The organism is Corynebacterium sp. 401_CJEI (assembly GCF_001076435.1).
GTDB classification, from domain to species: domain Bacteria; phylum Actinomycetota; class Actinomycetes; order Mycobacteriales; family Mycobacteriaceae; genus Corynebacterium; species Corynebacterium jeikeium_D.
On sequence record NZ_JVIP01000009.1, the window covers coordinates 42,676 to 66,107 of the forward strand.

Sequence of the window (23,432 nt, forward strand, 5' to 3'; positions counted from 1 at the left end):
CGCTAGCATCAAGGGCATGGTTTCATTTGCCAAAGGCCACGGTACGCAAAACGATTTCTTGATTTTTCCAGATGATTTGGTGTCGATTGATTTGACCGAATCACTGGTCGCAGCAGTGTGCGATCGACAGCGAGGTCTTGGCGCTGACGGCGTCCTGCGGGTTGCCCGTGCGGGGAAACTCGTCGATGCCGGTGTTTTGGCGGCATTGCCGGAGGGCGTTAAAGCCGACGATTGGTTTATGGACTACCGCAATAGTGACGGTTCTATTGCCGAGATGTGCGGGAATGGTGTCCGCGTCTTTGCACACTATATTGCCGCGATTCACAGCCCGGACAGTGTCGTCGACGGAACTTTGCGGGTGGGCACTCGAGCAGGGCTGCGCGCTGTTTCGATTGATGAGCACAGCCGCAGGCACGCGGTCGTTGGGGTGGATATGGGCCAGCCGGAAGTCCTCGGCCTCGCTACTGCGTTCATTGGTTCGGGCAACAATGCCCAGAAATTCGCCGGGATTGGTGTCGACGTGGGAAATCCGCATTTGGCCTGCGTCATGCCTGGCCTAAATGCCGCCGCTCTGGCGGAGCTGGAATTGGAAGCGGCGGGTAGTGTCGCGAAGCCAGTGCGTGCCGACGAAGCCATGTTCCCGAACGGCCTCAATGTGGAAATTGTCACCCCGCTGGATGCCTGTGATTCGGTGTCCATGCGAGTAATTGAACGTGGAGTTGGTGAGACCCGCTCGTGTGGCACCGGTACGGTTGCGGCAGCTATTGCCGCGCTGGCCGATGCCGGCCGGACTGAGGGGGTTGTGACAGTCAAGGTGCCCGGCGGTGTGGTGACTGTGGATGTCCACAAGGCCAGCAATGCGGATGGGGACTTCTCGGCGACCTTGACCGGACCGAGCGTGATTCACACGCTCGGCGATATTGAGCTGGAAGCCCTGTGACTGGTAGCTATTGCTGCAGGAGCACTAGCGGGGTAGTGGAAGCGGTGGGGAATCAGCGGACTAGTGTCCGCCGCAGCCACCGTCGCCACAACCACAGCCGCCATCGCCACAGCCGCCTCCGCAACCTTGAGGCGGAATGATCTCACCGGTCAGTGAGAAAGTACCGGAAACGACCATGCCTGGCTGGGGAGCTTCGTCGCCGCCGGGGACAAGTACGTCCATAGGAGTCGGCAGAGCAAGGTTGAGCACCCAGAACTTCTTGCCGGTTAGCTCATTGACATGCTTGCGGGAGTTATTGATAACACCAGCCAGTTTCACGGTTGCGCTAGGCGATGCCTTCCCGACCTGATCTCCGACAATTGCCTTAGCACCTTCGAAGTCCAATGTTGTCGGGGTTGCCCCGGTGCGCTTCTCGTACTCTTCGATGGATGCGTCGAGGGTGAAATCAGTTGCTAGAGCTGATAGCGCGACATGCTCAAAAGTCTGAGTTCCGGCATCAACAATCATTGGCCCCTGTGACAGCAGGCAGGTAGCGACCTCGATGACCTTGTCAAAGTTATCCGAGGAGGGATCATCCTCGACGATTTCCACGAGCGCCAAGACATCGTCCACGCTGGATACATGGGCAGTGACGGTCGGGCTGCCCGCGAAGCCGGCGTAGGTAGAAAATGGTTCAACACCCAGGATGTGCAGACGCGCACCAGAGGAATCTTCGAAACGGACCAGCTGGCCACCGCGGACCTCGCCGATGACCGACAGATTGTCACTAGCGATCGCGGCTTCCATCGCGTCTCGCCAGCTGGGGTAGTCCATGCCAATGCTTCGCAAGTCAGTAGTCATACTTTTCGATGATACTTCCCACATCTTCATCTGCGAACTAACGAATCGCACGTGAGCACATTGTGCTCTGGGGTACCTAGAAGCATTCCTGCACGCCGCGGCAACTATTCGGATGGGACTAACAATTCTGCCACGCTAAATAGGTAAAGGTTAAGTGTGGCATAAATAACTTTCCTTAGGTGTGCCGGGTTTATTCCATTTAGGCATGCCTAAGAGTAAGCTCATCTCTGTAAACACGATTTGCTTAGCTTAATTCTTATCTATATAAGCGAGGTTTCTCATGCTCGGATTGCGGTCTCGAAAACAGTCGGATGACATTCAGTCGCTTGCCGACGTCCCGGTGGGGGTAACCGTCACTCTGGGAGCGTCGCATGTGGATGAGCGCCTGTGCCGCAGGCTTTCGCAACTGGGGCTTCGCCCTGGAATGAGTGTCACTGTGGGACGGAGTACGAGCGGCGGTGGGCGAATCGTCCATGCTGGCGCAACGCGCTACGCCATCGATGCCAGCACGCTGCACAAGATGTCCGTCGTGGGTTAGGTCCCCTACATCTCTTTTCTCACCTCCCTTCTGAAAGTAAACAATGACAACACCTATGGATTCCTCAACGCGAAAATTCGCATCTACGCCCAGCTGCCATGCTTGCAGTGGCGGAGCGCCAGCAAAGGATGGTGCACCTGTTGTCGCAGTGGTCGGCGCACCGAACTCCGGTAAGTCAACACTGTTCAATAGTTTGACTGGTGCGAAAGCGCAGATGGGCAATTGGCCTGGTACGACCGTAGAGGTCAGCCGCGGCGCGTGGAAGACCGATGCCGCTGAGTACGATGTCATCGATTTCCCGGGTGCTTACTCGCTGGATGCCATGAGCCCGGACGAAGAGCTCACTCGCGAGATGCTCATCGAGAAACCGGAAGAAGAACGCCCGGATCTCGTCGTTGTCGTTGTCGACGCCACGGCACTGGGCCGTGGTCTCTACATGGCCGCGGAATTGGCGGAACAGCCCCAGCGCATCGTTCTGGCTCTGACCAAACTAGATGTTGCCAAGGCCAAGGGCATCGATGTGAATCCGGACGCATTGCAGTCAGCTATGGGGATGCCGGTGGTGGCGCTGGATCCCCGTCGTAAAGCGGGAATGGCGCGGTTGGCCGACGCGGTAGCAGCGGCTCTGGACGGATGTAGTTCGGTGTCGTCACCGATTCGCCAGGTCGATGGTGAATCGATTGAACGCCGGGACGACGCACGCTTTGCCGCGATTGATGCGGCGGTTGCGGCATCTACGGGCGGGGTGGAAGATCGCCAGACTTTCTCCGACCGCATTGATAACGTGGTTCTTCACCCGGTGCTCGGACCGATTGTGTTCCTGGCAGTTATGTGGGCAGTCTTCCAAATCACGACGACGGTAGCAGCACCGTTGCAGGACGGTTTGGAAACCCTTATTACCGGTAATTTCGCAGATTTGGTTACCCGTGGATTAGAAGCGGTGGGATGGGACCATCCGATTGTCACCGGGCTGCTTGTAAACGGCATCATCGGTGGTGTCGGCATGGTGCTGACCTTCGTTCCGCTGATGGCACTCATGTTCCTGTGTCTCGCAGTACTCGAGGATTCAGGGTATATGGCGCGTGCAGCCGTGGTGGCTGACCGTGTCATGCGAGCAATTGGTCTTCCGGGTAAGGCATTTATTCCGCTCATCGTCGGCTTCGGGTGTAATGTGCCAGCGATTTCGGCGACACGTGTGCTGAGTAATCCGCGCCACCGCATTTTGACGGCATTACTGGTTCCGTTTACCTCCTGCTCGGCGCGCCTAACCGTGTATGTCATGTTGGGTGCGGTGTTCTTCCCGGAACACGCGGGCACAGTCGTTTTCGCTATGTACGTGATCTCGATTCTGCTGATCGTTCTGACCGGCCTTGCACTGCGTAAGACCCTGTGGCGCACCATGCCGTCGGAACCGCTGGTCATTGACCTGCCAACCTACCAGCTACCGACCGCACGGCTGGCACTATCGGTGATGTGGATGCGTCTGAAGGGCTTCCTGCAGACCGCTAGTGGAATCATCGTCAGCACCGTCATCGTCGTATGGCTTTTGATGTCTATCCCGGTTGTCTCCGGGCACTCCTTTGCCGATGAAAACCTGGCACCGCAGGACTCCGCATACGGTGCAGTCAGCGAAACTATTGCTCCTGTGTTTAACCCGGCAGGTTTCGGTACATGGTCTCTGACAGGTCCGTTGGTGACGGGCTTTGTGGCCAAGGAAGCCGTCATTTCTACCTGGGCACAGACCTATGCAGTGGAGGACGTCACCGATTCCGATTCGAGCGAACAGGCCTCCAGCCCGCTCGCGGAGAATATTCGACGTGACTTTGACAATGCATCCGATGGACATGGATTGGCAGCAGTCTGGGCCTACATGATCTTCCTGCTGGCTTACACACCGTGCGTGGCTACGCTCGCGGCACAACGCCGCGAGATCGGCTTGAAGTGGACGGGCTTCGGTTTGCTAGCGCAGCTGGTCGTTGCATGGGCACTGGCCGTGATTGTTTTCCAAGGGTTAAAGCTGTTCCTGTAAAGCCTCGTTGATTCCTAGTAGCTTCGGCAAAGCTACTAGGGCACACTTGCGAACTAGAAATCAGATCCAACAAGAATCGCGATACGGAAAGGAGCTATCGCCGTGGGACTCTTTAGAGCCAGGAAGAATACGACGGTTACTCGTCGGCCTTCAGAAGCCGTTCAGGATGCAATCGCGCAGGGCATTAGCTCCCGACGCAAAATCTGCGAAATCACCGGCCTCCAGCGAGCAACGGTAGACCTCATCCTTGACCGCATGGAACACACCGGCCAATTGCGACGGGAATCCCTCGGTGGCATGTGCCCAGGCGGAGGTTGTTCCAACTGCGGGATGTCCGACAGCGGTACGTGTACTGGTGGTAGTTCTAACAGTGGTCCGGTCGCGCTGGTTCTGACACGCAGGCCACCTTCTGCAGCCTAAGTCTTGAGCTTCGGCTCGGTATTCTCCGTGCACAATGCGGAGAATTTGGCTTGTCATGCGACAATAGCAGCTAGTATGACGAATTTTTCCAACAACTTTGATGAGGTCAGCGACGAAACGTCGCAGCAAGCTCGCACCTCGCACGAGATGGACGATTTTTTCATCGACGCTAATGATGCTGGCGAGAACGCCGATAGTGCCTCCGGGGATGCGTTCGCAACGAACGTCGGCACGCAAAGGGAACCTACCGTCGGTGATTTGGATTTGGAGGCGCGTTCCTCACTGCGCCGGCTGACCAGGTCAGTAGCACATACTGAATCCGAAGAGGTGATGGTCGAGTACCGTCAGCTCCGACTGGAGCGCGTTGTGTTGCTCGGTGTCTGGACATCCGGGACCCTTCAGGAAGCCGAAGTGGCGATGGAGGAGCTCGCCGCACTGGCAGAGACTGCAGGTTCGGAAGTTTTAGAGATGGTGCTGCAGCGTCGTGATAAGCCGGACCCTGGTACTTACGTGGGATCCGGCAAGCTCAACGAGCTTCGCGATATTGTCGCCTCCACCGGCGCAGATACAGTTATTTGCGACGGTGAGCTGTCTCCCGGCCAATTGGTGGCGCTGGAGGATCGCCTTGACGCCAAGGTTATTGACCGCACCATGCTGATTCTGGATATCTTTGCTCAGCACGCGAAGTCCAAGGAGGGCAAGGCGCAGGTCTCGCTGGCACAAATGCAGTACCTGTACACGCGTCTGCGCGGCTGGGGCGGCAACCTATCGCGTCAGGCTGGTGGTCGCGCGGGCTCCAACGGCGGCGTGGGTCTGCGTGGTCCGGGTGAAACTAAGATCGAAACCGATCGTCAGCGCCTACGCCAAGATATGGCGCGAATCCGCAAGGAATTAGCTGCCATGAAGACTGCGCGTGAGATTAAACGCGCACGTCGTAAGGCTGGACACCTGCCGCGCGTGGCAATTGTCGGCTACACCAACGCGGGTAAGTCTTCGTTGCTCAACGCACTGACAGGCGCTGGTGTGCTGGTGGAAGACGCGCTGTTTGCGACGCTGGATCCGACGACTCGTCGCACCAAGCTTCGCGACGGTCGCACGGTGATTATGACCGATACGGTCGGATTTGTTCGCCACTTGCCGACGCAGCTCATTGAAGCTTTTCGCTCGACTTTGGAAGAGGTGCTTGAAGCCGACGTCATCATGCACGTCGTAGACTCCTCTGACCCATTCCCGCTGGAGCAGATTAAGGCTGTCAACAAAGTCATCACCGAAATCGCGGAGGAAGAAAAGGCCGAGATTCCGCCCGAGCTGTTGGTAGTCAACAAGGTGGACAAGGCCGATGGCATTACCCTGGCGCAACTGCGCCACCAGCTCGATGATGCGGTCTTTGTCTCTGCGCGAACGGGTGAGGGGATTGGTGAACTGGAGACCCGACTCGAGCTTGCTCTCAATGAGTTGGAGTCTCACGTCCATATGTTGATTCCCTATGACAAGGGCAATATTGTCTCCACGCTCCACGAAGATGCGACTGTGCTGTCGGAAACATGGACGGAGCAAGGCACCCAGATGGATGTGCGTTTGCCCACTAGCCTCGCGGATGAACTGTCGGCATACCGCATCGAACCTGCAGCGGATCCTCACTTCACGGCGGATGCGAATGAGGATAGTAGCAACGACGCCTAGTCGGAATAGGGAGAGCGGAGTTGGAATAGGGAGAGCGACAAAGAGCTCCGGCAGTCCTGGGTTTAATGCGGTATCCGTGGCGTGATCTGCGGTGGGCATCCACTAGCATTACAACCATGAATTCTACTTCTGACGCGGAGACCCAACAGGGAACCTCCGCAAATCCGCCTGCTGAAAACGCCGAACGTGGCCGTCTTTTCGGTTGGGATATTCACGGTGACGGTCGAAAGATTGCACCGGGAGCCGTGGTGGCTCCCAACGAACGCCTCGATTGGCCTCGTACAATTGGCATTGGCGCACAGCACGTCATTGCCATGTTTGGTGCAACTCTTCTGGTGCCGCTGTTGACTGGTTTCCCAGTCAATACCACATTGCTGTTCTCGGGTATCGGCACGATTGTCTTCCTGCTAATCACCCGAAACCGCTTGCCCTCTTACCTGGGCTCGTCGTTTGCCTTCATCGCACCACTGACCGCGACACAGGCGCAGGGTATTGGTGTTCAGCTCGGTGTCGTGCTCTGCGCCGGCATCGCGCTCATGCTCGTTGGCTGCGTTGTAAAGTTCGCCGGCAAGCGTGTCCTCGATGCAGTGATGCCACCTGCAGTAACCGGTGCCATCGTCGCTCTCATCGGACTTAACCTGGCGCCTGCCGCCACGGAGAACTTCGCCACTCAGCCGTTGGTCGCATTTGTCACGATGGCATCCATTGTCTTCGCAACCGTCGCTGGCCGCGGTATGGTCAGCCGTCTGGGTGTCCTTATCGGCGTACTAATCGGTTGGGTCTTCGCCGCTGCCACTGGAAATCTCTCGCCCGAGGCTACAGAAACTGTCGGCAATGCCGCCTGGATTGGTCTGCCCGCATTCCACGCGCCGGAGTTCCACTTCAATGCGATGCTGATTGGTCTGCCCGTCATCGTAGTACTCATCGCAGAGAATGTCGGTCACGTCAAGGCTGTTGCTGCCATGACCGGCCGAAACCTCGATGACATCGCTGGCGATGCTCTTATTGCAGACGGTCTAGCCACCACCATCGCCGGTTCAGCTGGTGGTTCTGGTACCACTACCTACGCTGAAAATATCGGTGTTATGGCCGCTACCCGTGTCTATTCGACCGCAGCTTACTGGGTGGCAGCTTTCACCGCCATTGCACTGGCTTTCATTCCAAAGTTCGGCGCACTCATCTTGACCATTCCTACCGGCGTGCTCGGTGGGGCAACGATGGTGCTCTACGGCCTGATCGGTTTGCTCGGTGTGCGCATCTGGATGGACGAAAAGGTCGACTTCAACAACCCGGTTAATCTCACCGCTGCCGCCACCGCGCTGATCGCGGGTATCGGTAACCTCACCCTCGACATTGGTTCGCTGACGCTGGAGGGCATTGCTTGGGGGTCGGTCGGCATTATTATCGGCTATCCAATTTTGAACTGGCTCTACAATCGCATCGGCGAGAACCGCTCGTAGGCCACCCGTCCAGGGTAGAATCTCGCACGAATGCTTAACGACGGACCCCGTGACCGTTGCCACGATGTTTCCTCGTTAAGCTGATTGCTTTTAATCGCTCAGGTCTTGGGCGATGAGTTCGGCGATTTTCTCTACCGCAACCGCGTTGCTACTGGTCACAGTGACTTCATCGCCGAATTCGGCACCGAGTGCCATGAGCATCAACGAGGATGAAGCATCGGCCGGTTCGTTGTCGGGCTCGTCTGAGTCAAGGAGCTCGACCAGAATTTCTTCCTGAAAACGGGAGGCACGCTCAGCGATGACCGTTGCAGGGCGGGCATGAATACCCACCTTGGAGCCGACGTGGACATGTTGAGTAACCATGCGAGCGGCATCCTGCCTTTCTGCTTCTCGATTTCCTCGATGCCATTTCTGAGCTTAATAGGTTGCCCGGATGGGTTGGGGAATGTTTGCTGAAAATCGTAGAAATGCTCGTTGGGATGAACCAGCCGGTGCGGTAAAAACTACGCTTCCGCTGAAATGTCTGCTTCTAGGTTTTGATTATCGGTGCTGACTTGCCGCGGCCACAGGCTTTTAGCTGCCACAACGAGAATTGCTGCCACTATGCTGCCCAAGACGATTGCAGCAAGCCATGCGACAGGGTTGTCGATTGCAAACAGCACAAAAATACCTCCGTGCGGAACACGTGTGGCCGCACCCAAAGCCATTGAGGTGCCACCGGTGACGGCACCGCCAATCACAATCGACGGAATCACACGTAGCGGATCTGCGGCGGCGAAGGGAATCACTCCCTCTGAAATGAAGGCCGCACCGAGCACCCAGCCCGCTTTGCCGTTTTGACGCTCCGCCGAACTGAACAGCTTTGGTCGGAGTACAACTGCCAGAGATGTAGCCAATGGAGGTACCATGCCCGCCGCCATCACAGCGGCCATGACCTTCCATGATGCGGGATCTGCTGAGGCGATGTTTGCGACGGCAAAAAGATAAGCAGCCTTGTTGATCATTCCGCCCATATCCACGCACATCATTGCGCCGAGAAGACCACCGAACAGGAACGCCGCCGTCGTATCCAGTGATTGCAGCCACTGCTGCAGAGCCGTCATCAGCCACGCCAGCGGCATCCCGAGCAGCAGGTACATGGTGAGCCCAACGGACATAGCGCCGAGCATAGGAATCACGACAACCGGCATCAGCGGTCGCAGCCAGTCCGGGACTTTCATCCTCAACAGTAGGGCTACAACTAGTCCCGCCAGGATGCCTGTCACCAGGCCCCCAAGGAAGCCGGCGCCAACCGTGACCGCGATGGCACCGCCAATAAAGCCTGGTGCAATGCCGGCTCTGTCAGCCATGCCAAAGGCGATATAAGCACTCATTACAGCCACAATGACCTGCATGCCGTGGTTGCCAATGGCAAAAAGCGCCGAGCCGAGATACAGCCACAGCCCACTACGATCAATTAGCACGGTGCCGAGATCTTCTGTCGGCACAGCAATCGGGGCATCGAGTCCGATAATCTCCGGCAGCCGCAAATCCCTAGTCACGGCGTCAGCTACTACACCAACCTGATGACCGCCGACGAGGAATCCCAGCGCAATCAACAACCCCGATGCGGCCACGAACGGCACCATATAGCTGACACCGGTCATAATGGCATCACGAACCCAGTGTCCGAAGGCTTTGTCACCGCCTAACGATGATTTATGTGCCCCCACCTTCGTAGTTGCTTGTACCCTCTCAGATGAAGGGTCTGCGCCTGTAGTACCGGTTTGCGAACCGGCCTCCTTGTCGTGGTCATCCTTAGGTTGCGGCGCCTTTCGGTCGTAGGCGCGAACCCGTGATTGTTCTGCTTTTGCCTTCGCTTGTTTAATAACCGCAGTAGGTTCATTGACTGCCTTACGAATTGGCACTTTGACCTGTGGTTTATCGCTGAAGCGCTTAAGCCCCGTAACCCCAATATCGGCTGCGATTACTAGCACGTCGGCCCGGACAATTGCCTCTGCGGGGGCTTCCTGGGTTCCTGCCGAGCCCTGCGTCTCTACAGTTAGTGTGACATCAGACATGCTTTCTGCCGCGCCAGTAAGCGCTTCGGCTGCCAAATAAGTGTGTGCGATGCCCGTGGGGCAGGCCGTGATGGCGACGATATTGGTCTTCGCCGGAGGTTTTTTCGCTTTCCGACGAGGCGCTTTGGTGACGTGCTCGCTAATGATCCGGGCAGTCTCTTCATCGCTTTCAGCACCGCGAAGAGCTGCGCGAAACCCCTTATCGCGAAGTGCTTTTGCGAGTGCGGCCAGAATATCGACGTGGACATCGCTGTTACTAGATGGGACACCAATGAAAAAGAGCAGGTCCGCCGGCCCATCTGGTGTGGTGAATTCTGTAGCGCTGGTTAAGCGGGCAAACATCAGGGTCGGCTTCGACCAGTCCTCATGGCGGCAGTGGGGGATGGCTATCCCTCCCGACAGACCTGTCGGGGCCTTCTCTTCGCGTTCGAGGGCTGCTGCGACGATGCCGTTGCTGTCGGTGGCGCGGCCGGTCTCTACAGCTTTAGCGATGAGATAGTTAAGGATCTTCTCCTTTTGCGGACCGATATCTAGGTCAAGGAACACTGTCGACTCATCGGCTAGGTCTGATGCAATAGCGGAAAAATCTGCCGAAGAAGACATGGTTTTCTAATGCTCCTTATCTAGGCATCGAAAAGCTAAGTGTCGAGCTGCCATAACCGGCCGGCCTCGGGGTGAACCTGTTCTGGATAGGGGATGGTCGTACCGGGAAGACTGGTTGCCGCCGCCCCATAAGCTACGGCGGTGGTTAGTGCATCTTGGTAGCTATCACCGCGTTCGCGGGACATAACGTAGCCGGCCAAAGCACAGTCTCCAGCACCGACCGTCGACTGAGCGACTATCGAGGGGGAGGTAGCAGCGAAACAACCGCCTGACTTCACTGAAAGCACCGCCCCTGCTTCGCCGAGAGTGGCCAGGACTTCGGAAACGCCAAGCTCGTTCAGCGCACGAGCAGCCTGCGCTACGGGAAGATAGTTCCCTTCGGCTGCAGCGGCCTCAAGTTCTTCGCCGTCCTGATCAATGATTTGACCAAGTTCGTAGGCGTTCGGCTTCATCAAAAAAGGTCGCACCTTTGGAAATGCGCGAACGACCTCAGTCAGTGGGCCGTCGCTCGTATCCATAGCAACACGAATATTCGGGTTGACCGAATACACCGCCTCGGTGCATTGAACGTAAAAATCCCTGGGGACACCAGGGGGCAATGAACCTGCGAAAACTACCCACGTGGCGTGTTTAGCATGGTGGATAAGTTTCTCCAGGACACGCCTACGGTGCGCTTTCGTCAATGTCATGCCAGGGGAATTGAGCTTGGTGGTCGTCCCATCTGGCTCTGCGAGTGTGAGATTAACGCGGGCTTCGTTAGTCGTGTTGATGGCTTCATGGGGTATGCCAGAGACTTCCAACAGGCGCGTGAATTTTCCGGAGTCCGATGCCGGGTAGAGCGCGAGCGTCTTTTCTCCGGCGTAGTGCAACGCCTTGGACACATTAATTCCCTTGCCACCAGCCATGTCCTCAGCCATTGGTAGGCGGAACACGCCACCTCGCTTGAGCTCCGTATCGAGTCGAGCAAGTCGATCGATTGACGGATTTACAGTCAAGGTCAGGATCATGAAGCAACCACAACCTCGACACCTTGCTCCCTGAGATCGTTGACGAACTGTTCCGGGGCAGAGGAATCTGTAATCACGACGTCGATATCTTCCAATGCTGCAAAGCTGACGAGAAAGTCGCGGCCAAGTTTCGTCGAGTCCGCCATAACGATGACCTTGCGCGCATTCGTAATCATCGCGCGCTTTACCGCCGCTTCCTGCGGATCAGCAGTAGAAAGACCGTGGTCAATTGTCAAGGCATTAGAACCAATGAAAGCGACATCGGCACGCATAACCGCGAGAGTGCGGAGTGCCGTATCGCCAGCAACCGCCTGAGTAATGACGCGAACTTGGCCGCCAAGGAGTTGAAGCTCAATGCGGTTCGATCCTGCGAGTGTGATGGCGTTGGGAAGAGAGTTTGTGACAACCGACCAACGGCGGTTATCAGGGGAGTGGACCATCAGCTCTGCAAGAGCCTCGGTGGTAGTTCCAGCATCGAGAAAAATTCCACCACCAGAGTCAGGCAGAAAATCCGCAGCACAGCGGGCAATAGAGAGCTTCGCGTCCTTTTGCGCGTTCTTTCGAGCGGCAACTGAAAACTCAACAGTCTGAAAAGAACGAGTAGCCACAGCGCCACCGTGTACGCGGTGAACTGCGCCCTCTGCATCCAACTGAGCTAGGTCACGGCGAATCGTCTCTGCTGTGACATCGAAAGCTTCCGCAAGATCAGCGACCGTCACGCGCCCTTCGACTGCTGTCAAAGACGCAATCTTCCGGCGGCGTTCCTCTGCGTACATTCCCCGCTCCTTAGCTGTTAAGAAATTTCAGCTTTACTATCTGTTCCCAGTATGCCCGTTTATGTCTGTTTCGGGCAACGAAAATGTGGGAAATTAGAGGCTGCGTAGGACGCTGACAATCTTGCCGAGGATTTTGGCGTGCTCCGCGGGGAGTGGGTCAAAGGCGCGATTATGGGGCATGAGCCACTTGCCAGCAGCGTCTTCGTGCCATTCCTTGACTGTTGCTTCATCTTCAAACAGGGCTGCAACGAAATCTCCCTGTTCGACCACGTCTTGGGAACGGACTACCACCCAGTCTCCGTCGAGAATGCCCGCGTCAACCATGGAATCACCCACGACCTTGAGTAGGTATAGCTGACCAGAGCCCGTAATCTCCATCGGAAGTGCCATGTGACTTTCCACATGCTGCTCCGCCAAAATAGGGTTGCCAGCCGCAATCTGTCCAACGATAGGAACGAAGATTGGCTCTGGCATGTCCTCTGGCATCTCGGGAGTTTGGGTGGTGCCAGTAGCCTTTGGCCCAGGCTTTACCGGAGTGAAAGTGCCAGCGGAGGACTTCGAATCCCTTACGTTTACCGCGCGGGGTTTGTGTGGGTCGCGGCGGAGAAAGCCCTTCTTCTCCAACTCCTTGAGTTGGTATGCCACCGACGAGGTGGAATTCAAGCCCACAGCATCCCCAATTTCTCGAATGCTCGGTGGGTATCCGCGAAGTACGACGGCATCCGAAATGACGTCAAGAATCCGACGCTGCCGATCGGTGAGTGTTTTAGGGTTCGCTTTCTTCTTTTGAGCCATGGAACATCCCTTCTCAAACTCTTTCGAATGAATCATAACTCAAAACTGTTCGAATCGTCGAGCATCGAACACTGTGCGCCCTTGAATTCTTTAGAAAACGTGTACATTATCCGTGCTCGGAGGCGGTGATGATGTCGAAAATCGAAAATAAATCCGGATAGCAGTAGACAATATTCGAACATGGTGTTATAAATCGAACATGACAAGTTACTCGAACAGTCGTTTGATGAAAGGGTCTAGACGGATTCTCCGCATCCGCCCTTGGACATAGTCTCCACAGCGTCGGGAAACGGTCGTACAACTCTTATTCTCTCCAGGCCGGCAACGGTGGGAGAGTCAACGTTGGAAAGGGAGAAAACATGATGTCTACGGTTTCAACCGCACTTGGTGTTAGCAGCACATCTGATATTGACTTTTCTCAAGTTTCCGAGCTCCCTGCTCGGACGACACGGAAAGCCCCGTTGGTGTGGGGTGAACGTAGTGCGTCTTGCACACAGCACATCGTTCGGCCCGGTCAGCGTGCACGTATTGCACAGCGCAATCGAAATGGGGCTTCATCGGCGCGAATGCGGAGGGACAGGTCGCGGCCCAGTCATGTCTCGGTCAACTACGGGCGTCCGTCTCTATCCGTTAGCAGGGCGCAGCAGTCCAATCGTAGTGATGTATCCGCAGGCACTAACCTGACTCGCCTGATGGCGGTATGGGCTCTAGGGCTTGGTGCTTTCTTCGGAGTTTTCGGCAGCATGGTCTTTGAACAGGGACAAAGTGAGGCGGTCGAAAGCACCTTTACGTCTACGTACGCTTCCTACTCCGCGCAATAATCATTCCAGTTTCCGGTGTTGGGGTGGGACGTAGACTGGAGACCGTGTATTGCCAGTTTTGTCATCATGATCAGACACGAGTCTTGGACTCACGGTTGATAGATAACGGTATGGGGATTCGTCGCCGAAGGGAATGCCTGAATTGCGGCAAACGTTTTTCTACGATTGAACGCTCGCAGCTGATGGTCGTTAAACGGGATGGAATCCCTGAGGAATTCAACCGCGAAAAGGTTATCCAGGGTGTTCGACGTGCGTGCCAGGGGCGCGAAGTATCAGAGTCTCAGCTGAAGAAACTTGCACAAAAAGTGGAGGAGAGCCTCCGCGAGAAAGGCACGCCCCGGGTGGACTCAAACGATATCGGCCTTGCCATCCTTGAGCCGCTCAAAGAACTGGACGAAGTTGGCTATCTCCGCTTCGCTTCGGTGTACAAGTCCTTTTCCTCCGCGGACGATTTCGCGCAAGAGATTGCCAGCATGCGCAAGGGGAAAGGACCGCAGGCTAATGGCAACGAGGTTAAAAAGAACTAACGCAGTTTATCCACACGTTTCTTTATTCGAGTCAGGGATACGCTCTGGGCGGTACCCAGCCGTTGTGCGAAAAGGCTGACGCGCAGCTCTTGAATGAGCCACTGAATATCCCGTACCTCCGCGGAATTCGAACGTGCCTTAGGCAGCTGCTGAAGCTTTGCCGCCAAGTATTCGCGGGCCTCAGTCACCTCATCTTCACGTTCGGCATCACGGTCCGGGTCACGGTTCATTTCCTCAAGCCGAATCTCCATCGCTTGGAGATAACGTGGCAAATGTCGTAGGTGCTGCCAACCGTGCCTTGCCACAGCGCCCTTAGGGAACATGAACTCCAGCTGGCGACGCATATCGTCAATAGCATCGCCTTCCCACTTGTTTAGCTGATTTACCACCGAGACATAACGAGGCATTGCCTGGGCAACGCCGACGACCAATTGGCGCACCTCTGAGGCGACTCCAGAACGAACGTGTTCGAGTAGTTTGTCGAATTCCTTCGGATCGCGGACCGGGCCGCCGGCAGCCATCATACGGTCGCGAATCACTGCGACACGGCAGTCCTCGACAAGCCCATCGGCGCCCCCATGTGGCCATGCGTCCACGCCAACACGTTGCTGGAGTGGAAGCCCCTTAGTCATTTGTGCACCATTTACTGGGCAATCCCGCAATAGCATTGTCAAGTTTGTGGTCGCCAACGTCGCCTCAGCCTGAGCCTTAGTTGGTTTGACCTCAATGGCCACGCCATCCTTGGTGGTCACCAGCGTCGGATACATCGTGACGGACTGACCGTCGACATTACTTTTGACCGTTAATGAGACGGCGCCCAAGTTCTCTGAAGTCCACTTTTTCACAGCTTCGCGTGCTGCAGACTTCGAACGTTTCGACACAGCAGTTGAGACCGTCGAGGCATGCTTGTCTCGAAGCGCAGCAAGATCTCGGCTCTGATCGACGATCTTTCCATGGCGGTCGACCACTGCGTAGTTAAAGCGCAAGTGTGCTGGCAGCTTCGAAGGGGCAAAGTCTGCACCATTGATGCCCGAGCCTCCGAGTCGTCGTAAAGCATCGGCAAAAACATCGACGAAGCGGCCTGAGTACGGAGTCATCGTCTCCAGCGCGCGGCGTGCGAAATCCGGGGCGGGGACAACGGACTTCCGCAGTGCCTTCGGCAGAGTGCGAATGTAGGCTTCCGCGAGCTCAGCGCGAAGACCTGGTACCTGCCAGTCGAAGCCATCTTCACGCAGACCTGCAAGAAGAGGCACGGGGACACGGAGAGTCACACCGTCATCAGGGGCGCCCGGTTCGAATTTATAGGACAGAGAGAAATCGACCGAGCCCTGCTGCCACATTTCGGGGAAGGCGTTGTCGTCGATGTCGCCGGCTTCGGGGTTGAGCAGCTTATTGGGATCAAAGTCCAGTAGATTTGGCTGCTTGGGCTTAGTTTTCTTCCACCAGCGGTCAAAATTGGTGGCCGTGGTGATAGAGGCGGGCAGCTTGGAGTCGTAGAACGCGTAGAGCACGTCGTCATCGACGACAATGCCGCGGGAACGCTGCTTTTCCTCGATCTTCTCGGCTTCGGCAAGTTTGTCTTGATTGTTCTTAAAGAACTCGTGATGTGTGTTCCATTCGCCGTCGACAAGCGCAGAGCGAATGAAGATCGAGCGGGCGGCGTCGGCATTGACTCGGTGATAAGGCATCAAACGGTCAACCACCACGGGCACGCCGTAGAGCGTCGACTTCTGGTAAGCCATCGCTGCACCGCGCTTAGTAGACCAGTGAGGCTTTGAGTACTGGTGCTTGAGCAGATGAGGGGCTACCTTCTCTAGCCACTGCGGCTGAATCGTGCCGACGTTGCGCGCAAAAGTGCGCGAGGTCTCGACGATTTCCGCAGCCATCACCCAGCGAGGCGGCTTCTTTGCCAACGCGGACGAGGGGTGAATGAGGAACTTAGTGTTGCGGGTGCCAGTAAATTCCTTGCCCTCGCCCTCGCGCGTACCAATCATCGATAACAGACCCGGTAACAGTGACTTTGCCACCTCGTCGGGATTGTCGACACCGTTGGTTGAGCTGCGGGCCGAAAGATGCCAGCCCAGCTCGGCCGTTGCCTGGTGGAGCTGACGCACCAAGTCCTGCCACTCGCGAACGCGCAGATAGTGGAGGTACTCGCGCTTGCACATCTTGCGGAATTGGTTACCGCTAAGCTCGCGACGCTTTTCCTCCAGGTACTCCCAGAGCTTCAGTAGGGAGTTGAAGTCGCTGGTGGTGTCCTTAAAACGGGCATGTAGCTGATCTGCCTGAGCTTGGAACTCCAGTGGACGTTCGCGAACATCCTGCAGAGACAAAGCGGCGACAATGACGGTTACCGCCCCAAGAGTGGTGTTCTCGTACCCTTCGACCAGCATGCGGGCAAGACGCGGGTCGACTGGGATACGGGCAATTTGTCGGCCGATGTCCGTCAGCTCGGGGGCATCAGACCCCGACGTGGTGGTAATAGCCTGAAGCTCTGTGAGCAGGTTAATGCCATCGCGGATTGCTTTGTGCTCTGGTGGCTGGACAAAGGGGAAGTCCTCAATCGCGCCAAGCCGCAGTGAAATCATTTGCAGTACAACCGAAGCGAGATTGGTGCGCAGAATCTCCGGATCCGTAAACTCGGGGCGCGAGAGAAAATCCTCTTCGCTGTAGAGACGAATCGCCACACCATCAGCTACACGGCCACAGCGTCCAGAGCGCTGATTCGCGGATGCCTGGCTGATGTCCTCAACTGGCAGGCGCTGCACCTTCGTGCGGGTGGAGTAGCGGGAAATGCGTGCGGTACCAGTATCGACGACATACTCGATACCAGGGACCGTCAGCGACGTTTCCGCAATGTTGGTCGCCAGCACAATGCGACGCCCGGAATGCGGAGTGAAGATCCGATGCTGCTCTGCATTAGATAGCCGACCGAATAGTGGAACGGCTTCTACACCTTTCCAGTGTTTGCCCTCGATGGCTTCGGCAGCTTCTCGGATCTCTCGCTCACCCGAAAAGAACACCAGGATATCGCCGTCGCCAAGCCGCATCAGCTCTTCACACGCAGCGATTACACCATCGATCTGCTCGATGGCGACTTCCTTTTCCTGCCCATTCTTCGCAACAACGGTCCGCACCAGCGGGCGATAGCGGATTTCCACCGGGTAGGTGCGCCCCGACACCTCGATGATGGGCGCAGGGTGCTCGTCGTCAGGCGCGAAATGACGAGCGAACCGTTCCGGATCAATCGTCGCGGAAGTGATAATGATTTTCAGATCTGGACGCTGCGGCAGAATATGCTTTAAATATCCCAGCAGGAAGTCGATGTTGAGGCTGCGCTCGTGCGCCTCATCGATGATGATGGTGTCGTACTCGCGTAGCAGTCGGTCGCGGCCAATTTCGGCCAGCAGGATACCGTCGGTCATCAGTTTGATGCAGGTATCCTTGCTCACGCGATCATCAAAACGCACTGCATAGCCGACGTGCTGTCCAATCTTTTCGCCCAGCTCATGAGCGATGCGCTCCGCGACGGAACGCGCCGCAATACGACGTGGCTGAGTGTGACCAATCTTGCCCCGCACGCCGCGTCCCAGTTCGAGGCATATCTTCGGGATCTGCGTAGTCTTACCAGAGCCAGTCTCACCAGCAATAATGACGACCTGGTTGTTTTCAATTGCCTCTGCAATGTCGTCGCGGCGCGCGGACACCGGCAACTGGGCAGGGTAGGTGATGCGAGGAATCGCTTTACGACGATCTTCTAACCGCTCCAGCGCAAAGTCGAGGTCTGCAGAGATTGCAGACAGCGCCTTCGGCGCGGATGCTCGCTTTAGCCGGCGTCGGAAGGACTGAGCCTCCCGAATCGGCAATTGATCAGCGAGCTGGTAGAGCTCCTTTTTACGCGTGTCCTTAGCAGGTTTGCCAGAGCGCTGTGGCCTGGCGGAATTGCGGTGGCCGGAGTGGTGGTTTCCCGACTGGGCACGTGGAGCTGGTTTATCAGAACGGCTAGGAGTACTCATGGTTGCCTACTAGATTAGCCGCGTCTGGGGAGACAACCCACATCTGTGCTGATTAAGAGGTGCTCGAGATAGTCCGATGGCAGCAGGGAGCGTCCTACTTTGCGGCTGCTAGCTCTTCGGCAACTTCCTTGCAGTCCTCGCGCCCACAGTGCTGTGTCTCGGTGTGCTCCCAGCAATCATCGCAAATAAGCACCTGACGACGGCAGGTATCTTCGTTGATGCAGTTCTGGAAGGTGTTTGTGGGCTTGCCGCAGTGGACGCAGTGCCCGAGCTGTACGTAGTCCTCGTCTTCGATGCCATCGCCAAACTCCATATGCATGCGCTTGTCGAAGACATATAGGGAGCCTTCCCACAGCCCCTTATTGCCAAACTTTTCGCCGTAGCGCACAATACCGCCGTCGATTTGGTAGACCTCTTCGAAACCGCGGTTCTTCATAAGTGCGGAGAGGATCTCGCAGCGGATGCCGCCGGTGCAGTAGGAGATAACCGGCTTGTCCTTCATCCAGTCGTACTTACCGGATTCCAGTTCGTCGATGAAGTCGTGCGTGGTCTTTACGTCCGGGACGACAGCGTTTTTAAACTTGCCAATCTCGGCTTCCATTGCGTTGCGGCCATCGAAGAAGATGACATCGTCGCCGCGTTCCTCGACCAGTTTATTGACCTCTTCCGGCTTCAAATGTGTGCCGCCGCCAATGACACCATCGACATCGACTTTCAGCTCACCCGGAGCACCGAAAGCGACGATTTCGTCGCGAACCCTGACGGAGAGTTTTGGAAAGTCATCAGCGCCGCCTTCGCTCCACTTGAACTGCATGGAGTGAAAAGCGGGGTACTGCTTGGTTTTCTTGATGTACTTCTTGCAGGCATCGAGATCACCGCCGACGGTGCCATTGATGCCGTGCTCGGACACCAGAATGCGGCCCTTGAGCCCTAACGACTCGCAAAGATCGCGCTGCCATAGCATGATGGCACGCGGATCGGACAGTGGGGCGAACTGGTAGTACAGAAGAATCTTGCTGATGCTCACGGGGACTATTCTAGTCTGCTCTCTCAGTTATCCTATTTTCGGCGTGAGCTGCTGGTATGGCTTAGTGCTTCTGATAGAGAGCCTTCTTCTGGTACTTAGGCTCCGAAGTCACTAGCACACCGAGGTTGCGGAAAATTGTTTCGTCCACGCTGCCCAGAATGGTGGTGGTGTGGACATCGCAGTTTCGAAGGTTCTTCAGCTCGGCGAGGGCTGCGCGGGCATCGTCGCTGGTGGCCGCCGACACGGAAAGGGCGATAAGAACCTCGTCGGTATGTAAGCGGGGGTTGCGGCTGCCCAGGTGATGCGTCTTAAGCGTTTGAATTGGCTCAATGGCAGCTGGGGAGAGCAAGTGCAAGTCCGGGTCGATATTGGCGAGCTTCTTGAGAGCGTTGAGGAGCATTGCTGCTGAGCATCCGAGTAGTTCAGAAGTCTTGCCCGTGATGATTGTGCCGTCGTGCAATTCGATTGCGCTACCCGGTGCCCCGGTAGATTTCTCAACTTCAAGTGCTGGTGCGACGACTCGGCGGGCGGCTGTCGACACGTTGGCCTTGCTCATAATCATGGCAATGCGCTGTGAGACTTCGTCGTCTGCGCTGTTCTTGTGTTCGTCGACAAGAGCCTTGTAGTAACGGCGAACGATTTCCTGGTTGGATGCCTCTCGGCACACTTCGTCATCGTCGATACAGTAACCGGCCATATTGACGCCCATGTCGGTCGGTGACTTGTACGGCGACTCGCCCGCGAGCTTCTCCAACAGAGTGCGCAGCAGTGGGAAGACCTCGACATCACGGTTATAGCTGGTGACCTTGGTGTCATAGGCGGCCAAATGAAAAGGGTCGATGAGATTGATGTCATCGAGATCAGCTGTTGCCGCCTCGTAGGCCAGATTTACCGGGTGTTCGAGTGCCAGGTTCCAGATAGGGAAGGTCTCAAACTTTGCGTAACCGGAACGAATTCCGTGTTTGTGATCGTGATAAATCTGCGATAGACAGGTCGCCAGCTTTCCAGAGCCCGGGCCCGGCGCTGTAACAACGACCAAGTCCCGCGACGTTTGCGCCCATTCATTCAGCCCGAAGCCGGCTTCACTGACAATTTTCTCCGTGTTTGTCGGGTAGCCCTCGATATTGCGATGGCGGATTACGCTCAATCCGAGTCGCTGCAGGCGCTCAATGAAGTTCTTTGCCAGGGTGTTGTCGTCGGAAAGCTGCGTGACGACGACGCTGTCGACTAGAAACCCGCGTTCACGAAAGACATCGACGAGGCGCAGCACATCGTCTTCGTAAGTGATGTCGAGGTCAGCGCGGACCTTGTGGCGCTCCAAATCCTTGGCATTGATGCACACCATGATTTCCAGATCGTCTTTGAGGCGATCGAGCATAGCGATTTTATTGTCAGGCGTGAAGCCGGGGAGCACGCGCGAGGCATGCATGTCATCAAATAGCTTGCCGCCCATTTCGAGATAGAGCTTGCCGCCTTCACCTGCGATGTCTGCGCGCCGCTTCTTAATATGAGCGGATTGCATTTCGATGTACTTTTCGCGGTTAAAACCGACAGCCTGAGCCATGGTGCCCTTTCTGAAGTTGTGTCTGCGAGGAGCGCGCTAAAGCTTGCGAAATTCTACTGTGTCCATGGTAGTGATACTGCCTTGCGAATGTCGTATCGGTTACTGCTGTCGCGGGGGGAATTTTGGGAACTTTGGCTTATTAGGCCACGCGTAGGGGATTGTCTGATTAAAGTCCAACATATTGATATTCAAAAAGAAATATGAAGAGGATGTGACATGCTCGATCCCCAGATGGCATCATCGTCGAATTCGGCAGAACCAACCGCACGCGCCCCGTACCAAGTGGGCAGGCGAGGCTTCCTCGTCGGAGCAACTGCCGTGTCAGCTGCGAGTATGATGCCTGCCGTAAATGGTGCATCAAAGGCAAACGCCGCTCCTGCAAACGGGGCTTCTGCCGCCGCGGGGAATTCGACCACCACTTTGAATGTCGGTCGAGGAATGGCTGACATGACAGGCGAGCCACTCGGCGCTGGCATGAACGGGTATGCGGTCATGGACCAGACCACCTCGGGTCTGCGTCTTCGCCAGATGGCGCGTGCATTCATCTTCGGTGATGACAACGACAACCGTGTCGTCCACGTCACCGCAGATATGGGGCTCATGTTCCAGTCCATCCAGATGGAAGTTCTGCGGCGACTGCGAGCTCTCTTCGGAGACCTCTACCACGAGGGCAACGTGCTTATCTGCGCATCTCATACGCATGTCGCGCCGGGTGGTACATCGGGCCATCTTATGGTCGACCTGACTACTCTCGGTTTCCGTCCCGTCACTTTCGAAGCTGTGGTCGTCGGTGTGGTCAAGGCTATTGAACGTGCACACGCTGATTACCAGCCGTCGACTATCCACCTGACCAAGGGGATTGCCAAGGATGCGGGTGTTAACCGCTCCCTGGAGGCATTCAGGCGTAACCCCGAGGAAGAACAGCGTCTTTTCCCCGACGGAGTCAACCCGGAAAGCCATACACTGCACGTGAGTCGCGGTGGTCGCGAAGTCGGATTCATTAACTGGTATGGAATTCATCCGACCACCTTCGGCCCCGAGCACACCATCATCGACGGCGACAACAAGGGCTATGCAGCATGGAAGGTTGAGGTCGACCGCGGGGTTACCCACCGTGAGCCGGCCGATGCCCCCTTTGTCGCCGCATTTACCATGTCGTGCCCGGGTGACATCAGCCCGAACATGGGGCTCGTGCCAAATTCGGGTCCCGGCAACGGAGACGAAGCAGAGTCCGCCCGCATTCTCGGTCAGCGTCAGATTGACGCTACCCAGGGTCAGACCATTGCACTGCCAGGAGGCGGAATCTCTACCGTCCACAAGTGGGTCAACCTCGGCGATGTCGACATTGACGGCCAATTCACGCCCGACGGCCAGCCGCACCGCACTGGACCTGCAATCCTCGGTGCGGCCTTCGCAGCCAGTAGCCAGGAGGACGGCGGCGGCGAACCAGCCCTAGGTTTCAACGAGGGCCAGCGTGGAGGCACACCGTGGGTACGTCAGCTCAATAACGTCGTACTCCCGAAAAATATCGGGGAGATTCAGGGCGAGAAAGAATGCCTGCTGCCAGTGGGCTACATCGATGGTCTTCTCCAGCAGACCCACATGTTCTCCATCACCCGCATCGGTGGCTTCACCTTGATTACCAACGGCCTTGAACCCACCACGATGTCGGGTTACCGCATGCGTCAGCACGTCGCCGATGTCCTCGGCGTTCCAATCGACACTGTCATCTGCCAGGGCTACACCAACAGCTATGGACACTACGTCGTTACCCCAGAGGAATACGATCAGCAGGACTACGAGGGCGGCGCAACGGCTTTCGGCAAGTACACGCTCAGTGCGATGATCTCCATCTATCACGATCTCGCCCACGCGCTTGCCGACGGCATGGCTGTCGACCCGGGCAGTGCTGCAGGTGATCTCACTGGCATCATCCCGCCGTCGCCAGCAGGAGGAAAGACTATCGATTCCGTACCAATGGGCAAGAATTTTGGTGACGTGCTCGAATCGACTGCAAGCGTCACGGTAGGGCAGCAGGCCGTTGCCCAATTCGTCGCGGCAAATCCGAATAACGACTTGCGACTGGAAGACGGCTACCTACTCATCAAGAATGACCGCGGTGAGATCGTTTCTGACGACTGGGACCAGGCAACTGTCATTGAATTTGCCAAGGACGGTAATTACACCACCGCCAAGGTCACTTGGGAGACCGGAGGAGTCGCGCCGGGCAAGTATGACATCATCGTGCGTGGTAGCGCGTTGGGTGCCGGTGATTCGCTGAACGAGTTCGAGGGAGTCGCCGCGGTGGAGCTCGTGTAAGAACGTC

General features: G+C 56.5%; 17 protein-coding genes. 7 read left to right on the forward strand and 10 right to left on the reverse strand.

Features of this window, described 5'->3' with window-relative positions; translation table 11 throughout:
• Positions 1-16: 16 nt before the first annotated feature.
• Positions 17-940: a diaminopimelate epimerase gene (gene dapF, locus ADM64_RS02175; RefSeq protein WP_049193014.1), complete on the forward strand. Its 924-nt coding sequence runs from the start codon at positions 17-19 to the stop codon at positions 938-940.
• A gap of 60 nt (positions 941-1,000) precedes the next feature.
• On the opposite strand, the gene ADM64_RS02180 is transcribed toward dapF, so the two are convergent.
• Positions 1,001-1,780, reverse strand: a complete 780-nt coding sequence (locus tag ADM64_RS02180) for a hypothetical protein (RefSeq protein WP_049189638.1) — start codon at positions 1,778-1,780, stop codon at positions 1,001-1,003.
• 280 nt (positions 1,781-2,060) lie between these two features.
• On the opposite strand from ADM64_RS02180, the gene ADM64_RS10730 reads away from it, so the two are divergent.
• Positions 2,061-2,318, forward strand: a complete 258-nt coding sequence (locus ADM64_RS10730) for a FeoA family protein (protein WP_016422620.1) — start codon at positions 2,061-2,063, stop codon at positions 2,316-2,318.
• A gap of 55 nt (positions 2,319-2,373) precedes the next feature.
• Entirely contained in the window at positions 2,374-4,347 is a 1,974-nt protein-coding gene (gene feoB / locus ADM64_RS02185) for a ferrous iron transport protein B (protein WP_049193015.1), read from the forward strand.
• A gap of 150 nt (positions 4,348-4,497) precedes the next feature.
• Here feoB and ADM64_RS11190 read toward each other — a convergent pair whose 3' ends face one another.
• Entirely contained in the window at positions 4,498-4,620 is a 123-nt protein-coding gene (locus tag ADM64_RS11190) for a hypothetical protein (protein WP_308813173.1), read from the reverse strand.
• Positions 4,621-4,842: 222 nt separating this feature from the next.
• Here ADM64_RS11190 and hflX point away from each other — a divergent pair, with 222 nt between their 5' ends.
• Entirely contained in the window at positions 4,843-6,450 is a 1,608-nt protein-coding gene (gene hflX, locus ADM64_RS02190; RefSeq protein ID WP_049193016.1) for a GTPase HflX, read from the forward strand.
• 116 nt (positions 6,451-6,566) lie between these two features.
• Positions 6,567-7,910, forward strand: a complete 1,344-nt coding sequence (locus ADM64_RS02195; protein WP_224433128.1) for a uracil-xanthine permease family protein — start codon at positions 6,567-6,569, stop codon at positions 7,908-7,910.
• A 90-nt stretch (positions 7,911-8,000) separates the two neighbouring features.
• On the opposite strand, the gene ADM64_RS02200 is transcribed toward ADM64_RS02195, so the two are convergent.
• From ADM64_RS02200 to lexA, 5 genes are all read right to left on the reverse strand, one after another.
• Positions 8,001-8,273, reverse strand: coding sequence for an HPr family phosphocarrier protein (locus ADM64_RS02200; RefSeq protein ID WP_016422625.1), 273 nt, complete (start codon positions 8,271-8,273; stop codon positions 8,001-8,003).
• Positions 8,274-8,413: 140 nt separating this feature from the next.
• The gene (locus tag ADM64_RS02205) at positions 8,414-10,573 is read right to left on the reverse strand and encodes a PTS fructose transporter subunit IIABC (protein ID WP_049193017.1); all 2,160 of its coding nucleotides are present in this window, start codon (positions 10,571-10,573) and stop codon (positions 8,414-8,416) included.
• A gap of 35 nt (positions 10,574-10,608) precedes the next feature.
• Complete coding sequence (locus ADM64_RS02210; RefSeq protein ID WP_016422627.1) at positions 10,609-11,580, reverse strand: 1-phosphofructokinase family hexose kinase; 972 nt, start codon at positions 11,578-11,580, stop codon at positions 10,609-10,611.
• On the reverse strand, positions 11,577-12,356 hold the full coding sequence (locus tag ADM64_RS02215; protein WP_016422628.1) for a DeoR/GlpR family DNA-binding transcription regulator: 780 nt from the start codon (positions 12,354-12,356) through the stop codon (positions 11,577-11,579). The genes ADM64_RS02210 and ADM64_RS02215 overlap by 4 nt, the downstream gene beginning before the upstream one ends.
• Before the next feature lie 93 nt (positions 12,357-12,449).
• On the reverse strand, positions 12,450-13,151 hold the full coding sequence (gene lexA / locus ADM64_RS02220) for a transcriptional repressor LexA (protein ID WP_016422629.1): 702 nt from the start codon (positions 13,149-13,151) through the stop codon (positions 12,450-12,452).
• Positions 13,152-14,016: 865 nt separating this feature from the next.
• On the opposite strand from lexA, the gene nrdR reads away from it, so the two are divergent.
• Positions 14,017-14,499 (forward strand): transcriptional regulator NrdR, encoded by a 483-nt coding sequence (gene nrdR / locus ADM64_RS02225; RefSeq protein ID WP_042388651.1) that lies wholly within the window; start codon positions 14,017-14,019, stop codon positions 14,497-14,499.
• On the opposite strand, the gene hrpA is transcribed toward nrdR, so the two are convergent.
• The 3 genes from hrpA to ADM64_RS02240 all read right to left on the reverse strand — a co-directional run bounded on the left by hrpA (position 14,496) and on the right by ADM64_RS02240 (position 21,106).
• Positions 14,496-18,515, reverse strand: coding sequence for an ATP-dependent RNA helicase HrpA (hrpA, locus tag ADM64_RS02230; protein WP_016422631.1), 4,020 nt, complete (start codon positions 18,513-18,515; stop codon positions 14,496-14,498). The genes nrdR and hrpA overlap by 4 nt on opposite strands.
• A gap of 94 nt (positions 18,516-18,609) precedes the next feature.
• Entirely contained in the window at positions 18,610-19,542 is a 933-nt protein-coding gene (locus ADM64_RS02235; protein ID WP_016422632.1) for a rhodanese-related sulfurtransferase, read from the reverse strand.
• Positions 19,543-19,603: 61 nt separating this feature from the next.
• The gene (locus ADM64_RS02240) at positions 19,604-21,106 is read right to left on the reverse strand and encodes a DUF1846 domain-containing protein (protein WP_016422633.1); all 1,503 of its coding nucleotides are present in this window, start codon (positions 21,104-21,106) and stop codon (positions 19,604-19,606) included.
• A 216-nt stretch (positions 21,107-21,322) separates the two neighbouring features.
• Here ADM64_RS02240 and ADM64_RS02245 point away from each other — a divergent pair, with 216 nt between their 5' ends.
• On the forward strand, positions 21,323-23,425 hold the full coding sequence (locus tag ADM64_RS02245; protein ID WP_016422634.1) for a neutral/alkaline non-lysosomal ceramidase N-terminal domain-containing protein: 2,103 nt from the start codon (positions 21,323-21,325) through the stop codon (positions 23,423-23,425).
• Positions 23,426-23,432: the final 7 nt, after the last annotated feature.

Excerpts from the sequence above, each read along its gene's own strand:
- ADM64_RS10730 (WP_016422620.1), top strand. The coding sequence starts at position 2,061 with ATGCTCGGATTGCGGTCTCGAAAACAGTCGGATGACATTCAGTCGCTT.
- ADM64_RS02205 (WP_049193017.1), bottom strand. The coding sequence starts at position 10,573 with ATGTCTTCTTCGGCAGATTTTTCCGCTATTGCATCAGACCTAGCCGAT.
- ADM64_RS02245 (WP_016422634.1), top strand. The coding sequence starts at position 21,323 with ATGCTCGATCCCCAGATGGCATCATCGTCGAATTCGGCAGAACCAACC.
- dapF (WP_049193014.1), top strand. The coding sequence starts at position 17 with ATGGTTTCATTTGCCAAAGGCCACGGTACGCAAAACGATTTCTTGATT.
- hflX (WP_049193016.1), top strand. The coding sequence starts at position 4,843 with ATGACGAATTTTTCCAACAACTTTGATGAGGTCAGCGACGAAACGTCG.
- ADM64_RS02215 (WP_016422628.1), bottom strand. The coding sequence starts at position 12,356 with ATGTACGCAGAGGAACGCCGCCGGAAGATTGCGTCTTTGACAGCAGTC.
- ADM64_RS02240 (WP_016422633.1), bottom strand. The coding sequence starts at position 21,106 with ATGGCTCAGGCTGTCGGTTTTAACCGCGAAAAGTACATCGAAATGCAA.
- feoB (WP_049193015.1), top strand. The coding sequence starts at position 2,374 with ATGGATTCCTCAACGCGAAAATTCGCATCTACGCCCAGCTGCCATGCT.
- hrpA (WP_016422631.1), bottom strand. The coding sequence starts at position 18,515 with ATGAGTACTCCTAGCCGTTCTGATAAACCAGCTCCACGTGCCCAGTCG.
- ADM64_RS02180 (WP_049189638.1), bottom strand. The coding sequence starts at position 1,780 with ATGACTACTGACTTGCGAAGCATTGGCATGGACTACCCCAGCTGGCGA.
- ADM64_RS02195 (WP_224433128.1), top strand. The coding sequence starts at position 6,567 with ATGAATTCTACTTCTGACGCGGAGACCCAACAGGGAACCTCCGCAAAT.
- ADM64_RS02210 (WP_016422627.1), bottom strand. The coding sequence starts at position 11,580 with ATGATCCTGACCTTGACTGTAAATCCGTCAATCGATCGACTTGCTCGA.
- lexA (WP_016422629.1), bottom strand. The coding sequence starts at position 13,151 with ATGGCTCAAAAGAAGAAAGCGAACCCTAAAACACTCACCGATCGGCAG.
- ADM64_RS02200 (WP_016422625.1), bottom strand. The coding sequence starts at position 8,273 with ATGGTTACTCAACATGTCCACGTCGGCTCCAAGGTGGGTATTCATGCC.